Source organism: Chlorobaculum thiosulfatiphilum (assembly GCF_006265165.1).
GTDB lineage: Bacteria > Bacteroidota > Chlorobiia > Chlorobiales > Chlorobiaceae > Chlorobaculum > Chlorobaculum thiosulfatiphilum.
Map to the genome: position 1 here is coordinate 72,194 of NZ_VDCH01000005.1, position 14,611 is coordinate 86,804.

14 protein-coding genes are annotated in these 14,611 nt (G+C 64.1%); 1 reads left to right on the forward strand and 13 read right to left on the reverse strand.

Features of this window, described 5'->3' with window-relative positions:
- Positions 1-129: 129 nt before the first annotated feature.
- The 11 genes from corA to obgE form a co-directional block, all read right to left on the reverse strand.
- Positions 130-1,254 carry a magnesium/cobalt transporter CorA gene (corA, locus tag FGF66_RS03970; protein WP_246046555.1) on the reverse strand — a complete coding sequence of 375 codons (1,125 nt, stop codon included), beginning with the start codon at positions 1,252-1,254 and terminating at the stop codon, positions 130-132.
- Between the two features lie 72 nt (positions 1,255-1,326).
- A complete protein-coding gene (locus FGF66_RS03975) occupies positions 1,327-2,607 on the reverse strand; it encodes a glycosyltransferase family protein (RefSeq protein ID WP_139456406.1) in 1,281 nt (426 codons plus the stop codon).
- Positions 2,604-4,991, reverse strand: a complete 2,388-nt coding sequence (locus FGF66_RS03980) for a hypothetical protein (RefSeq protein WP_139456407.1) — start codon at positions 4,989-4,991, stop codon at positions 2,604-2,606. Before FGF66_RS03980 ends, FGF66_RS03975 begins: the two co-directional genes overlap by 4 nt.
- The gene (locus tag FGF66_RS03985) at positions 4,988-6,547 is read right to left on the reverse strand and encodes an oligosaccharide flippase family protein (RefSeq protein ID WP_246046557.1); all 1,560 of its coding nucleotides are present in this window, start codon (positions 6,545-6,547) and stop codon (positions 4,988-4,990) included. The genes FGF66_RS03980 and FGF66_RS03985 overlap by 4 nt, the downstream gene beginning before the upstream one ends.
- A complete protein-coding gene (locus tag FGF66_RS03990) occupies positions 6,481-7,641 on the reverse strand; it encodes a glycosyltransferase (protein ID WP_170181200.1) in 1,161 nt (386 codons plus the stop codon). The genes FGF66_RS03985 and FGF66_RS03990 overlap by 67 nt, the downstream gene beginning before the upstream one ends.
- Positions 7,625-8,206, reverse strand: a complete 582-nt coding sequence (locus FGF66_RS03995) for a methyltransferase domain-containing protein (protein WP_139456409.1) — start codon at positions 8,204-8,206, stop codon at positions 7,625-7,627. The genes FGF66_RS03990 and FGF66_RS03995 overlap by 17 nt, the downstream gene beginning before the upstream one ends.
- Positions 8,203-9,123, reverse strand: a complete 921-nt coding sequence (locus FGF66_RS04000) for a glycosyltransferase family 2 protein (RefSeq protein WP_342779634.1) — start codon at positions 9,121-9,123, stop codon at positions 8,203-8,205. Before FGF66_RS04000 ends, FGF66_RS03995 begins: the two co-directional genes overlap by 4 nt.
- Positions 9,057-10,202, reverse strand: coding sequence for a glycosyltransferase family 4 protein (locus FGF66_RS04005; RefSeq protein WP_139456410.1), 1,146 nt, complete (start codon positions 10,200-10,202; stop codon positions 9,057-9,059). The genes FGF66_RS04000 and FGF66_RS04005 overlap by 67 nt, the downstream gene beginning before the upstream one ends.
- A 34-nt stretch (positions 10,203-10,236) precedes the next feature.
- Positions 10,237-10,503, reverse strand: a complete 267-nt coding sequence (locus tag FGF66_RS04010; protein WP_139456411.1) for an HPr family phosphocarrier protein — start codon at positions 10,501-10,503, stop codon at positions 10,237-10,239.
- Between the two features lie 48 nt (positions 10,504-10,551).
- The gene (locus FGF66_RS04015; protein WP_139456412.1) at positions 10,552-11,019 is read right to left on the reverse strand and encodes an N-acetyltransferase; all 468 of its coding nucleotides are present in this window, start codon (positions 11,017-11,019) and stop codon (positions 10,552-10,554) included.
- Entirely contained in the window at positions 11,006-12,013 is a 1,008-nt protein-coding gene (gene obgE, locus FGF66_RS04020) for a GTPase ObgE (protein ID WP_139456413.1), read from the reverse strand. Before obgE ends, FGF66_RS04015 begins: the two co-directional genes overlap by 14 nt.
- Positions 12,014-12,082: 69 nt before the next feature.
- Between obgE and xseB the strand changes: the two genes are divergently transcribed.
- Positions 12,083-12,379: an exodeoxyribonuclease VII small subunit gene (gene xseB, locus FGF66_RS04025; protein WP_139456414.1), complete on the forward strand. Its 297-nt coding sequence runs from the start codon at positions 12,083-12,085 to the stop codon at positions 12,377-12,379.
- Positions 12,380-12,585: 206 nt separating this feature from the next.
- Here the strand turns inward: xseB and gatB are convergent, their stop codons facing one another.
- Positions 12,586-14,013, reverse strand: a complete 1,428-nt coding sequence (gene gatB, locus FGF66_RS04030) for an Asp-tRNA(Asn)/Glu-tRNA(Gln) amidotransferase subunit GatB (protein WP_139456415.1) — start codon at positions 14,011-14,013, stop codon at positions 12,586-12,588.
- Positions 14,014-14,058: 45 nt separating this feature from the next.
- On the reverse strand, positions 14,059-14,604 hold the full coding sequence (locus FGF66_RS04035) for a lipid-binding SYLF domain-containing protein (protein ID WP_342779635.1): 546 nt from the start codon (positions 14,602-14,604) through the stop codon (positions 14,059-14,061).
- Positions 14,605-14,611: the final 7 nt, after the last annotated feature.

A 14,611-nucleotide genomic window follows, 5' to 3' on the forward strand; every position in this document is an offset into this window, starting at 1 on the left:
TTGTCACTGTGGAGTGAACAATGCATCGAATTTCCATTTGACGGCGGTCGTTCCGGAATGTATTCGCGGATTTCCGTCAGGTCGTGTTCGTTGCGGACAACGTGTTCCCAATCATCGCCTTGCGCTTGCTCAGTACCACTTTCTCGACCGGTAGTATTTCAGGAAACCGAAGACGATCAGCAGCATAAGGCCAAGCACGGCGTAGTAGCCCCACCAGAGGTTCAGCTCCGGCATGTTCCGGAAGTTCATGCCGTAAACACCCGCGATGAACGACAGCGGCATGAAGATCGTGGCGATCATGGTGAGGAACTTCATGATTTCGTTCATCCGGTTGTTGACCCCCGCCAGCCAGGTTTCGTGCATGCTCGTGACGATCTCGCGGAACACCTCGACCGTGTCGATCACCAGAATGACGTGGTCATAGACGTCGCGAAAGTAGTGCTCCACCAGGTCGCCAACCACCGCGAAGTCGTCGCGCGAAATGCTGCCGATGATCTCCCGCAGCGGCCAGACAGCCTTGCGGAACATGATCAGCTCCCGCTTGAGGGCGTTCAGGGCGTTGAAGCTCTCCTGGCTGAAGGTGGCCACCAGGTCGGCGTCGAGCAGGTCGATGCGGTTTTCGATCTCTTCGAGTGTCGAGAAGTAGTGATCCACGACCGCATCGACGAGCGTGTAGGCCAGAAAGTCCGCCTCGTGCTTCCTGAGCTTGGCGTTCGGGCTGTCGATGCGCTGGCGGACAGGGTCGAACATGTCGCCCGGCCTCTCCTGGAAGGTGATGATCCAGCCGGGGCCGACGACGACGCTCAACTGCTCATGGCCGACTTCGCCGTGCTCCTGGTTGAAGTCGAGCATCTGGAGCGTCAGGTAGAGATAGCGCTCGAAATCCTCCACCTTCGGGCGCTGGCCGGTGTGCAAGATGTCCTCCAGCGTCAGCGGATCGATGCCGAAAAGCTCCCCGATCTTCTCGATCACGCCGGTCTCGTGCAGTCCGGCGACATCGATCCAGAGCACCTTGAAGCGCTCCTTCAGGGCGAGGCACTCCTCGACGTTGCCGACGGAAAGCGTAACAGCCTGCTTTTCGTCGTAGCCGATGGCTGTGATTTCGGTTTTTTCGACCTTCTGCTCGCCGATATGGATGAGCGAACCCGGCGGCTGGCCAATCGATTTGTGGCGGCTGCGAAGCACCTTTTTTTCGCTCTTCCGCCGGTGGCGGGTTGCGTGAGCCGGATGCAGGGCTGGCATATCGTTTTTCATAGGAAAGTCCTCGCTGGTTAATCCTGCTTTTGCATCAGCGCATCTGCGCGATGGCCTCCGCCGGGCGCTCCGTCAGATCAGCGGCTGGCTGGCGATGGCTCGCCTCAGCTCCTGCATGACGGTGCTGATGGTGTGTCGTTCGCGGAGCCAGTCGGGCGCTGCCTGGAGGTTGCCGAACGACCAGCCGGAGGCCATCGCGCGGAACAGCTCCATGATCGCTCCGGCGTTTCCGGCGGGCGCGCACATGCCGCCGGACTCGACTGCCAGCCGCGCTGCTTCACCTTCGGGCGCGACGGCGCAGAGCGGCAGCCCCATGCCGAGCGCATCGATTAGCCGATCCGGCACGACGACCGTGCTGGCGGCGCTGTTGCTGAGCACGGCGCAGAAGAACGCCGTGTTTCGGCACGTCTCCAGTTCGCGGTCGATGCCGCCGGTTTCATCGAGAACGAAGAGTTGCCGGATCGGCTTTTTTGCGGCGCGGCGCAGCAGCTCCGGTACGCCATCGCCGAAGAGCGCCAGTTCGACTCCGCCCGCCGCGATGCCGTCGGCGCGAATCCACGCATCGAGACCGGCGAGGAGCGCCTTGAGGTCGCCCTTGGGCAACTCGTCCACCAGCAGCGCGACGCGCAGCACCGTTCCGGGCGTTTTCGACTCCTGCCGCCGGAAGGCCGGATGCGACGGATCGAAGGCCGGAGGCACGATAGTCACATGGTTATAATCGAGCCGACCCGGGTACTTCTTCAGAAAGTACTCCTTGAGGAAGCGGTTCGGCGTCAGCAGGGGTACGCCCGAAAGCAGAATGTGCTCTTCGGCTTTGGCGGCGGCGGAGCGGGATGCGCCGGGCGCGGGCATCGCCGGATCGAGCGGCGCGGTGATGTCGAGCATGAGGTTCAGCGAGCGCCGCCTCGTGACGTTGAGCGCGAGCATGAGCGGCTCCAGCGGCGGGCCTTGCGCGTAGAGCAGGTCGATCTCCGGATCCTGTTCGAGCAACTGCTCGACGGTAGCTTCGGCGCTTTTCTGCCAGAGCGAGCCATCGGTCACGCTTTTGAACTGGCGGGCCAGGTTGCCCTTGAACGGACGGCTCGCGCCAGGCGCCTCCCTTCCGTGCAGGAGCGCGCAGCGGGCGGCGGCATCGAGGTCGCCCGCGTCGAGGTCGGGGGCCGTACGGTATAACTCGCTGACGCCGTTCGCGCCGGAGCTGACGCCCGTCGCCATGCCGGCGATGGCGGGAGGGGCGACGGCAACCGGCGACCAGCCGATGGCGGCGAAATTGGAGGCGAACTTCCAGGCCCTCGATGCGCCGCCGGTGACGTAGGGCGGGAAGTTGCGGGTTAGAATCAGAACTTTGCTCACGGTTTGCCCGATGGTTTGGTGGCTTTCGAGATTTTCGACCTTCCGCGTCCCGCGACGACGCCGGTAACGATGAGGCCGAGCGACAGGAGCGTCGCAGCGAGCGAGACCGCGCGGCCCGTCTCGAAACGGCTCCGGTCATAGACGAAGCGCACCTCGTGCTCGCCCGGCGGCACCACGACGCCGCGAATGACGCCATCGACCTTGAGCGTCTCATGCTCGCGGCCATCGACCGTGAGCTTCCAGCGTTCGGGATAAAAGACTTCGCTTACCGCGACGAGCGCCTCGCCCTCGGCGCGAACCTTCAGCGCCATCGACTCGGCACTGCGCTGCATCGAGAGCACTTCGCCGCCCGAAAAGCGCTTCACGCCCCGCCACGGCGCTCCGGTGACGGCAACGCCGCCGTCGGCGCTCCGCCCGGCCATCACCGCCTCGGTCGCCTCGCCATCGCTCTCTGCGGCGGCGGCCCACGGCGCGAACCAGGCTCTTGGCATCGTGCCCGCAAGCTCATAAACCGCGACCGGCACTTCGCCGGAGACGAGGTTCAGCTTTCCGGCGAACACCGGCTTCAGGGCGGGATCACTGATGGGCGCGGGGCTGAGGAGGTACCGGACGTTGAGCATCCGGAGCACGTCGAGGTTGGCGAGGTTATCGGTGCGGGCGAGCAGCTCCTGATACAGGCCGAGCTTGGCGGCGTGATAGCCGCCAACCGATTCGACGCCCGCGAGGCTGAACTTGTTCTCCGCGAAGAGGCGGCCAACCGGATAGATGCGGAACGCCCCCTCGCGGCTGGCGAGGAAGCGGGTCACGTCGTCCTCTTCGAGCGCCCGGTCGAGCGAGGCGCGCTCCACCAGCGGCGAAGCCCGTAGCGAGCGCTCGTTGGGCGAAACGATGCGATGGTCGATCCAGCCGAGGTCGGCGCACGACAGCGCGACCAGAGCGATAGCCGCCGCTTGCGCGCCGATCATCTTCCGCGCGGCGAGCCACAGCAATCCGGCAATGGCCGCCGAGGCGACGATCAGCACGAACAGGCTGCCGCGCCACAGCTCCCAGCGCAGGTTGCCGACCATCGTCACCAGATCGTAGTTGTCGATCGGCACGGGCGGAAACGCAGCGCGAAGCAGTTGTTCGAGTCCGCCTTCAAAGGAGAGAAAGAGCACCGCCGCCACGCCGACGGCAATTCCGCCCCATTTGAGCAACGGCGCGGAGTCGTCGAGCGGCTTGTCGAGCCACGCCTGTAGCCCGTAACCGGCGAGCAGCGCGAGGCAGAGCGCCACGACAATCAGCACCATCGAGGGCACCCGGAAGGAGCTGAACTTTGGCGCGAAGTGGTAGAAGAGGTCATAGACCGGGCTGAAAAAGTTGCCGAACGAAAGCAGGAGCGCCAGCGCCGTCATGGCGGCGAGGAAAAGCACCATCGGCTTCCGGCGGCCAGCCACGACTCCGGCGATGGCCAGGCCCAGCACGACGAGGCCCGCGTAGTGCGGAAAATCGGTGAAGGGCATGAAGCCCCAGTAGCTGACGCCGCCGAAGCCGAACGCGCCGGGCATGAGGTAGGTGAGAAGTTCGGCGGGGTGCATCGACCAGAGCGTGGCGTAGCGATACGCCTCGGCGGCGTCGCCCGCGCCGGAACGCGCCGAGAAGGGCAGGTAGCCGAGCGCCGGAAGATAGACCTGCAAGGCGATGGCCACGCCGAGCGCAAGCGCCGCGAGGGCGAGTCCGCCGCTCTTTATTTTCGAGACCCCCTCCCGCTTTTCGACCAGAATTTTCAAGGCAAGCAGCGGCGCGACCAGCATCCACGAATACCAGGCGATCTGCACGTGGGCGCGCTGGAGCTGCAAGCCGAGCACGAGCGCCAAGAGTCCGGCATCGGCGAGGCTGCCGCGTTCAGCGAGGCGAATCGCCGCCCAGAGCGCCCACGGCATGTACGCCGCCGTCATGAGCTGGCTGCCGTGCCCGTAGGCGAGCATGGCGGTCATGTAGGGATTGAGCATGAAAGCCGATCCGGCAAGGAAGGCCGCCGTGCTGCCGAGACCCAGCCGCCGCGCGAGCGCGAAGCCGCCCATTCCGGCAAAGACGAGGTGCAGGAGCTGGATGTAGATCGGGTCGAGATGCAAAAAGCCGAAGAGCTGGTTTGGCAGATAGAGGCCGCTCAGATAGCTGAAGGCCGCCACGGTCGGCATTCCCGAAAAGGTCCAGGGCTGCCAGAGCGGGTAGTGGCCGGATTGCGCCTGCAACGCCTGGAGTGCCCGGTCGAGCGCCATTGGCGTGACGCTGTCGGGCGATCCCGGCACGAACTGCAACGTGAGCATCGGGCCGAAGGGAACGGCGAGCAAAAGGGCAAACAGGACTATGGCGGCCAGGTATGGCCAGGCAACTTTTTTCACGGAGCTTCGTTCGACCGGTTACGTTTCAGAAAAGGAAAGAGCTTGAAAATAACCTCCGTCTCCTCCGGTTCCAACCGGAAGGCCCGGATCAGCAGCGCGTAGAGCGCCGTGCCTGTCACCCCGGCGAGCGCGAGAAGCGCCAGCGGCGGCAGAGGCGGCGCGGCGTACCGGACGCCAAGCATCACCGCCCCGGCAGCGACGCCCGCCGCCGTCGGCTTCCAGAGCGCGGCGGAGAGGTACGGAATCCCCAGCAGATGGCGCAGCTCCGCCATCCGCGCGAGCGTCAAGAGCGCCATGACAATCAGCGTCGAGAGCGCCGCGCCGTTCAGCCCGAATCGCGGAATCAAGAGCCAGTGCAAGAGCACCTGAAGCAGCAGCGCCACGGCCTGGTTCATCATGCTCAGTCGCTCGCCGCCGCTCATGGCGAGCACCGTGCTGCCGAGGCCGAACCACGCCAGCAGCAGCGATGAAACGGAGAGCAGCACGAGCGCCACCGCTCCGTCGCCGAATCCCTTGCCGAACACCGAAAGCACTTCGGCGGGAAAGAGCGCGAGCAGGAGGAACGGCGGCATGACCAGCGTCAGCGTCCAGCGCGTGACCATCTCGTAGGTCGCCCGGACGCCGCCGTAATCCTGCCGTCCGTGACAGGCGGCGATCATCGGCGCGGCGATTCCGGAAAAGGCCAGCAAGACGGAGCGCAAGAGTCCCGCCGTGCGGGCGGCGGGCTGGTAGAGGCCGACCGTGCCAACGTCGGTCAGAAAGCCGAGCATCACCACGTCGATCCAGTGCGACAGGATCGAGAAAAACGCCACGGCGAGCAGTGGCAGGGCGAAGCGGTTCAGCTCCCGGTTGCTCCCGGCGCGGAGCACATCGTTCAGCTCGACGCCGGTCATCCGCCTGAAGCCCGGCAGAATCCACGCCATCGCCGCGAGCGGCGCGATCACGAAGGGCAGCGCCAACGCGGCCTCGCGTCCCCAGAGCTGGCGGGCGGCAAGCATCGAGAAGAGAAAGAGTCCGGGCATGATGATTTGCGTCGCCACCATTTTTGGCATGAGGCGTTGATGCGCCTGAATGGCGAACCCGGCCATGTTTGCCGTCACCGACAATGGCAGCGCCAAGGCGACCGCGAGCAGCGTCATGCGCAACAGCCCGCCGCCGTGCAGAAGCGAGGCGAGTTGGCCGGAGAAGAGCGCGATCAGAAGCCCCGCGAAGAGGGCCGCAAGCGAAGTTCGTTTGATGGCGGCGGCGATGGTCTGCCGCCTCGCCTCGCCCTGGCGCTGGTTGACGAAGCGCAAGAGACCCAGGTCGTAGCCGCCAATCGCGATCACCTCGGCCACCTGCTGCACCGCGACCACGAGCGCATACACGCCGAGCGCATCGACGCCGAGCAGCCGCGCGGCGGCAAGATTGTAGCCGAACCGCACCGCCTGCCCGAACACTAACCCGGCCATCGAAATACCGGCCTCCCGCGCGATAGTCACCTCGCGCTTCACGTCCGCCTCCGCTGCATGGCGTCGCGCAACTCGCTCGCCATCGCGGCGGCGAGCGTGTCCCAACTGTGCGCCCGGGCGAACGCCTGCCGCTCCGCCCGCCGCCCGTCGTCGAGCGCCTCCGGCACGAGCCGCACGAACTCCTCAGGCGTCGCGGCCACATGCGCCACGCCGCTCGCCTTCCGGACGGCATCGCAATAGTCGATGGCAAGAATCGGCACCCCCGCCGCCGCGTACTCGTAGAGCTTGTTCGGATTCGAGGCCCGCTTCAGTGCGCTCCGTTCGAGCGGCATCAGCGCCAGATCGAAGCGCTGCACCCACGCCGGAAGCTCGTCGTAGGCCACCTTGCCGACCCAGTGCACGTTCGGCAGGCCGAAGAGCGCCGAGTGCCGCTCCGCCCAGTCACGCGCGTACGCTGGGCCGACGAGCACGACGCTGTACTCCGGCCACGCGCGGGCGAGCGAGGCGACGAGATCGGCGTCGAGCCAGTCCATCGCTCCCGCGTAGCCAAGGATCGGTCGCGGCAACCCGCCAAGCTCTGGCGGGATATCGACGCGTGGCGTGGCGAAGTGCTCGAACTCGACGCCGTTGCCGAGTTCGACGCAGCGCTGCTCCGGACGGGGCCTGAGCTTGTCGAGCAGCAGATCGCTCACGGAGAAAATCACGTCGGCCTTTTCGACAAATCGCTGCATCGATTCGCGCAGCCACGGCTGGCCGGGCGTGAAGCCGAGGTGGTCGTCGTTGGCGTCGTAAAAGCGCAACCGGCACGGCATCGAGGCCGCCGCCTCGCCCCAGTAGATGTTGCTCAAGCCGATGATCCGGTCGGCGGAGGCGAAGCCGAGCGCCCGGCCCCAGAAGGCGGCAAGCGTTCGCCCTGCCTGCGTGACGAGCCACCGGATGAGCGCGTTGTCGAAAAGCTGCGGCTTGCCCGGCGGAATGGTTTTGAGGAACGGCACCGTCACGACCGTCACGCGCCCACGCTTCACCGGCAGCCAGTGGCTCCGGCGGCCCACGGCGAACGGCTCGATGAAGAGGATGCGCCACGCTTCCGGAAAACGGGCGAGCAGCCGCTGCTTTCGGGTCGAAAGAAAATCCCACTGGATTTCGGAGAACCAGACGAGATCGATCCGCTCCGCGCTGTCGTTACCGCCGCGCCGCAAGTTCGTAAATCCTTATTTTTTCAAAGATGCACCGCAACATCGGGCGGACGCCGCGCAGGCAAAAGAGCGGCGAGCGGATGCCGAACTCCGCGCTCCGCGCCACCTCGAATCCGGCCCTCGCGATGAGCGCGTCGAGTGAGCGTTTCGGCATTTCGTGGAAGTGGTCGGGGCTTTGCAGGAAGGCCGGTTTCCACGCCGGAGTCGAGAGAAAGAGGCGCGCCGACGGCGCGGGATCGAGCGCGTCGCGAATCTGGAGCAACAGGTGGAGCGGGTTGTAGAGGTGCTCGATCACCTCGAACGCCGTCACCACCGGATAGCTTTTTGCCCGATCCAGCGGCTCGGTGTCGAGATCGACCGAGGTCGTGTCGAACCGGCAGCCGAAGTGCGCTTCGAGCATGGCGGTCGCGGGTGTGCGGTCGCCGATGTCGAGGCCCGCCCGCACGGGAAGCGGGATTGCGCCGGACGCCCGGACAAACGCCAGACTCTTCTCCCACCGCATCCGGTGCGCCGGATCGGCGCTCCACGTCTGATCGACAACCGTCCGGAACTCCTGCCCGCCCGTCATGCTCCCTCCCGCTCTTGCGATGACGCTCGCCGGAACAGTTGGAAGCGCAGCAGCGCGAAGAGCGTCCGGAGCGGCAGGAGCAGCGGATAGAGCAGGAGGCCGCCGAATATGCCGTGCTTGGCGAAAAGCGTCATCGCCGCGCCGCTTTTGCGGAGCTGCTTGCCGAGGCTCATCTCGCCGCCCGACGAGGCCGACACGCGATGCCAAAGGCGCGACGCGGGCTGGTACATCACCACGAGGCCGCGCTCGCGAATCTTCATCGAGAGATCGACATCCTCGCCGTACATTCGGAACCGCTCGTCGAAGCCGCCCACCGCCTCGAAGTCGCGGCGCCGCATCGCGAGGCAGCATCCGGTGGCGTAGCCGACCGGCTTCGGCGCGTCGAAGCGCGGGCCGTCGGGCTGGCGGATGCCGGTGTGCTCGATCAGCCCCGTCGCCGGTTTGAGTACGCCGCCCGCGTACCAGATGCGTCCCGGATCGTCCATGTAGAGAATTTTCGGCGCGGCGATGCCGACCCACGGCTTCTGCAACTCATTGAGCAACGGCTGGAGGAAGCCGGGATCGACGACCGTATCGTTGTTCAGGAACACCACGCTGTCGAAGCCGCGCCCGCGCAGCGAGGCGAAGCCAGCGTTGTTGCCCCCCGCGAAGCCGAGGTTGCGGGGAAGTTCGAGAATTTCGACCTGCGGGAAAGCTTGTCGGACAAGACCAACCGTGCCATCACTCGAACCGTTGTCCACGAGCAGCGTGGTGAACGCCGGGCTTTCGACCTTCGTGAGCGAGGCGAGACAGGCGAGCGTATCCCGCGCGCCGTTCCAGTTCAGCACGATCAGCGCTGTTTTTTCGCCGCTCATGCCGACCTCCTCCGGCTGCACGTTTCGAGAAACGCCGCCGCCTGCGAGGCGAACTCGCGCCACGAATTGCGGCGGCGAAATTCGTCGATCCCCGCCGCCAACGGCAGGCGCTCGCGCTCGCCGAAAAATTCGACGATCCCCTCGGCCAGCGCCCCGGCCCCCTCTTCGCGGACGAGCCAGCCGGTGCGCTTGTGCTCGATCTGAGCGCCGAGGCCGCCCGCGTTGCAGGCGATCACCGGTACGCCGTGCCCCAGCGCGAGCGGCACGATGCCCGACTGCGTGGCCGAGCGGTAGGGCAGCGCGACGGCGTCGGCGGCGGCCATCAGCGTCGAGACCTCGCTCGCGGGCACGTACCCTTCGCGGAACACGACCGCGCCTTCGATGCCGAGCCGCCGGGCCTCTTCCCGAAAGCGCGACGAGCCGAGAATGAACTCCCCCGCCACGACGAGCCGCGCCGACGGCAGCTCGCGCAGCACGGCGGCCATCGCCTCCAGCAGCGTGTCGAGTCCTTTGTACTCGCGGACGTAGCCGAAGAAGAGCAGCACCGGCGCATCCTCCGGCAGGTCGAGCGAGCGCCGCGCGTCGGCTTTGGCGGGAGCTGGCGTTTGCCGTTCGTAGAGCGGATGGAACAGGCGCAGCGTCCGCGCCTCCGGAGCGAAGGCCCGCAGCTCCGACTCGACGGCGCGGGAGAGGGTGATGAAGCCGTCGGCGGACGAAACCAGCAAACGCTTCAGCATTGGCTCTCCCGGAATGGATTCATGCGAGGTGAAATTGTGGAGCAGCACCACGGTTGGCAGTCCGGAGGCTCGGCGCATCATTGCGCAGAGCGGCGCGAGAATGGCGCTCCAGTACGCGATGAGCAGCACGTCGGCCTTGAACTCGCGGAGCTTGCGGGCCACCGAAAACCAGGTGAAAGGATTCACGAGATCGAGGGAGAGCGGCGTCGATTCCACCGCCTGAGCGCCAAGCTCCGTTGCCGGGCGGCCTTTCATGAGCCATCGGGGGTAGAGTCGCCGGAAAGGCAGTGGAACGACCTCGCAACCCGCCACCTCGAAGGCCCGGCCAAGCTCGTCGCTGAATCGGGCGATTCCCCCTTTGAGCGGAGGAAAGGGGCTGAGCAGCGCTATCCGCAGCGGGGTCAAGGGATCGGCTCCCGGTTTGATTCGGCTTTGACTGTTACGCTTCGCCGAACCCCTGTTCGAAAAATTCGATGAGGTGCCTGGCGGCTTCCGTTTCGTCTTCGCCCTCCAGCTTGAGCACCATGCGCGACCCTTTGGGCGCGGCCAAGCTCATGACGCCGATGATCGATTTGGCGTTGATTTCCGAGCCATCCATCTCGATGAAGAACTCGGACTTGAATTTCGAGGCGAGCTTGACGACCGCCGCCGCTGGCCGGGTGTGCAGTCCCGCGCTGTTCCTGATGATCACTTCCTTGACGATCACTGATACTGGTCGGTTAAATGGTTATGGCTGTTTGACTGCGGAGTGGCCTCACAACGTTTTGACCATGGCGATTTCGTCACACGCCATGAGTTTCGGGCAATTGGTGCAATCACGCCAGATCTTCTGGGGAAAATACTCTTTTTCGATCTGCTTGTACCCCATCTTGCTGAAAAATCCGGGATTCAGGGTCAGGACGAACACCTCTTTGACCCCTTCCTCGGTGAGCACGGCCTCGGCCTTTTCGACCAGAAGCCGCCCGATGCCCTTGCTGCGGAACTCGTCGAGCACGGCGAGCGAGCGGATTTCAGCGAGCTTCACCGTGTAGAAGGCGATGGCGCAGCAGCCGATGACCCGCCCATTGTAGTCCGCCACGAAAAAATCGCGGATATGCTCGATGATATTCTCGACCGGGCGCTTGAGCATGATTCCCTCGCCCGCGTAGCCCTCGGTTATCCGCGAAATAGCGGAAGCGTCGGCCAGTTGCGCGTTTCTGACGCAGGTATCAGTTGCCGGCATGTTCCTCGGGTGACGGGTTCTGAACGGAGACCTGCCTCCACAGCTCGTCCTTGAGCGCCTTGAGGCCCTGACCGGCCACGCTCGAAATGGCGAGTACCTTGACCCCTTTTTCAAGCTCAGGGATGGCGAACTCTTCCGGGGCGATGTCCATCTTGGTGATCACCGCGAGTCTCGGCTTGGAGAGCAGCGTTGGCTCGAACTTTTCAAGCTCCTTCAGGAGCGTGGCGTACTCGGCGGCAATATCCTCCGAATTGGCCGGAACCATGATGATGAGCGTTTTGGTGCGTTCGATGTGACGCAGGAACTGGATGCCCAGCCCGCGCCCCTCGGCGGCCCCTTCGATGATGCCCGGAATGTCGGCCATGACGAAGGATTTGTAATCCTCGTACCGCACGATGCCGAGGTTCGGCACGAGCGTGGTGAACGGGTAATCGGCGATCTTCGGACGCGCCGCGCTGAGCACCGAGATCAGCGTCGATTTGCCCGCATTCGGTAAGCCGACCAGGCCGACATCGGCCATAAGCTTCAGCTCCATTTCGAGTTCGAACTCATCGCCCGGCTCGCCGGGCTGCGCGAAGCGCGGCGCCTGCCGGGTCGCCGTGGCGAAGTGCTGGTTGCCCCAGCCGCCGCGACCGCCCTTGGCGATCATCACCTCCTGCCCGTCCTCGACCATGTCGCACATCACCTCGCCGGTTTCGGCATTGCGCACCACCGTGCCGCACGGCACGCCGATGACGACATCCTTGCCATCCTTGCCGGTCTTGCGCGCGCCCATGCCGTGTTCGCCCTGGTCGGCGATGTAGGATTTGCGGTACTTGAAGTCCAGCAGCGTGGCGAGCTGCCGGTTGGCGCGCAGATACACATGACCGCCACGCCCGCCATCGCCGCCGTCGGGTCCGCCCTTGGGCACGTACTTCTCTCTTCTGAAACTCACGCTACCCCGACCGCCGTTGCCGGCCTTCACCGAGATTTTCGCACTATCGACAAACTTCACGCTGCCATCCTTTTTGTAATAATCGCTATCGTTACCTAAGTTACTCTGAATCTTAAACCAGACCGACCGATGGCCGCCTCCAGAAAATCACAGCAGACAACCGCCCCGACCATCGAAGAGCTGATCCAGCACCTCGAAGAGCTGACCGGCCAGATCGAAAATCCCGAAACCGGGCTGGAAAACTCCATCGCGCTTTACGAAGAGGGCCTCTCGGTTGCCGGGGAGTGCCGCAAGCGCTTGCAGGATACTCGCAAGAAGCTCGAAACGATCAATCCCGATCAAGCCGCCGCCCAGCCGGAAAAGCCCGCGAAACCGGCGAAACCCGAACCTCCGAAACCCGCCGACCTGTTCGGCATGGAGAGCTGACGGATCGAACCGGAATCAGCTCTTTCGCCGTCCTGCATCCGTCGGATGTCATTCTGAGTCCGACGCAGTCGGGTGAAGAATCCAAGCAGGCTTCGTAAAGCATTGCTAATCAGTCGATTAGCGTACTGTCTGAAAAAACGCTGGATTCTTCACTTCGTTCAGAATGACAACCATTCTCTTGCGAGGCGACCCCCGTAAGAGTGCAATCACCCCTCCAGCATTGACTTGAGGATGTCGTTCACCACCTTCGGGTTGGCCTTGCCCTTCATCTTCTGCATGCACTGGCCCACGAAGAAGCCGAAGAGCTGCGCCTTGCCGCTGCGGTACTGTTCGAGCTGCTTCTGGTTCGCATCGAGAATCTCCTTGATCGACGCCTCGATGGCTCCGGTGTCCGAAACCTGCGCCAGTCCTTCACGCTCGACAATCGCTTCCGGCGTCGCCTCGTCCTCTTGCATGAGTTCGAACACTTGCTTGGCGATGGTGTTGCTGATCGCGCCCGCGTTGATGAGCTTGATGAGGCCGCCGAGCCGTTCGGGCGAAATGGCGAACTCGTGAATGTCGAGGTACTTCTCCTTCAGCGTACGCATCACCTCGCCCATCACCCAGTTCGACGAGGCCTTTGCGTCACCCGAAACGTTCAGCGTCGCCTCGAAGTAGTCGGCCAGTTCGCGCTCCACGGTGAGCACCCCGGCGTCGTAGGCCGGAATGCCGAATTCCGAGACGAAACGCGCCGCGCGATCCTCCGGAAACTCCGGCAGCTCCTCGCGCATCCGGTGCATCATGCCGTCATCCACCAGCACCGGCACGAGGTCGGGATCGGGGAAGTAGCGGTAGTCGTGGGCGTGCTCCTTGCCGCGCATCGAGCGCGTTTCGAGCTTGTCGGCGTCCCACAGGCGCGTCTCCTGCACGATCACGCCGCCGCCCTCGATCACCTCGATGTGGCGTTTGGCTTCGTACTCGATGGCCCGCTCGACGTTGCGGAACGAATTCATGTTCTTGATCTCGGTGCGGGTGCCGTACTCGGTCGCGCCGACAGGCCTCACCGACACGTTGGCGTCGCAGCGCAGGCTCCCCTCCTCCATGTTGCCGTCGGAGATGCCGAGGTACTTGACGATCTGGCGCAGCTTCTGCAGGTAGGCCGAGGCTTCCTTCGAGGTGCGCATGTCGGGGTAGCTCACGATTTCGAGCAGCGGTACGCCGCAGCGGTTCACGTCGATGTAGGTGTCGTCGCCGATGTCGTGGATCGACTTGCCCGCGTCCTCCTCGATGTGGATTCTGACCAGGCGCACATCCTTGCTCCCCTCGTCGGTCTCGACGTGGAGCATCCCCTCCGAGCAGATAGGCTCTTCGTACTGCGAAATCTGGTAGCCCTTCGGCAGATCGGGGTAGAAGTAGTTCTTTCGCGCCAGAATCGAGTGGCGGGCGATGGTGCAACCGGTTGCCAGGCCAAGCTTTACGGCATCCTCCACCACGCGGGCGTTCAGCACCGGCAACGCGCCGGGCAGGGCCAGGCAGACCGGGCAGACGTTGGTGTTGGCCGACTTGCCGAACTTCGCGGAGCAGCCGCAAAAGGCCTTGCTTTCTGTATTGAGCTGACAGTGGACCTCGAGGCCCACGACGATTTCATAGTTCATCAGAAAATGAGATAGTGATAAAAACCTTGTCGAATGCCGACCGCATTACCGGAATGGCTCGAACGTGAACTTCTGGCCGCCAACGGTGAGCTCGCCCATCAGGCCCGCGTTAGGCATGGCGAAAACGGCCACGCCGTTCGAGTAGTCGGTGTTGGTGGCCATGCCAGCCTTGACGACCACGACGGCAATCTGAGCGCTCAGCTCGAAATTCTCATTGGTGAAATTGACCAGCGCGTCGCGATCCTTGAAGAAAATGATCTCGGAAAACGATTGTCCGCCAAGCTGCGGCCCGATATTGACCATCGTCACGGTTGACTGGCCGATGGGTTGGCCCTGCTCGAACACCACGCCTTGGCCGTGCCCGCCGCCGAGGAATATTATGCCGCCCTTGTAAATATCGGAAAAGACCGCATACCCGTAAGCCCTTGAAAAGAAACGCTCAAGAGACGGATCGGCTTTCCTGAACTGGCCAATCGTCCGCTCGGAATTCGCCCCGTCAGCCGGATCCCAGCCAGCGCGAGCCGTTCCGAAAAACATCGTCACCGCCGCCAAAGCGATCAGCAGCGCCCGCATCAAATGTACTCTCTTCATCATGGCA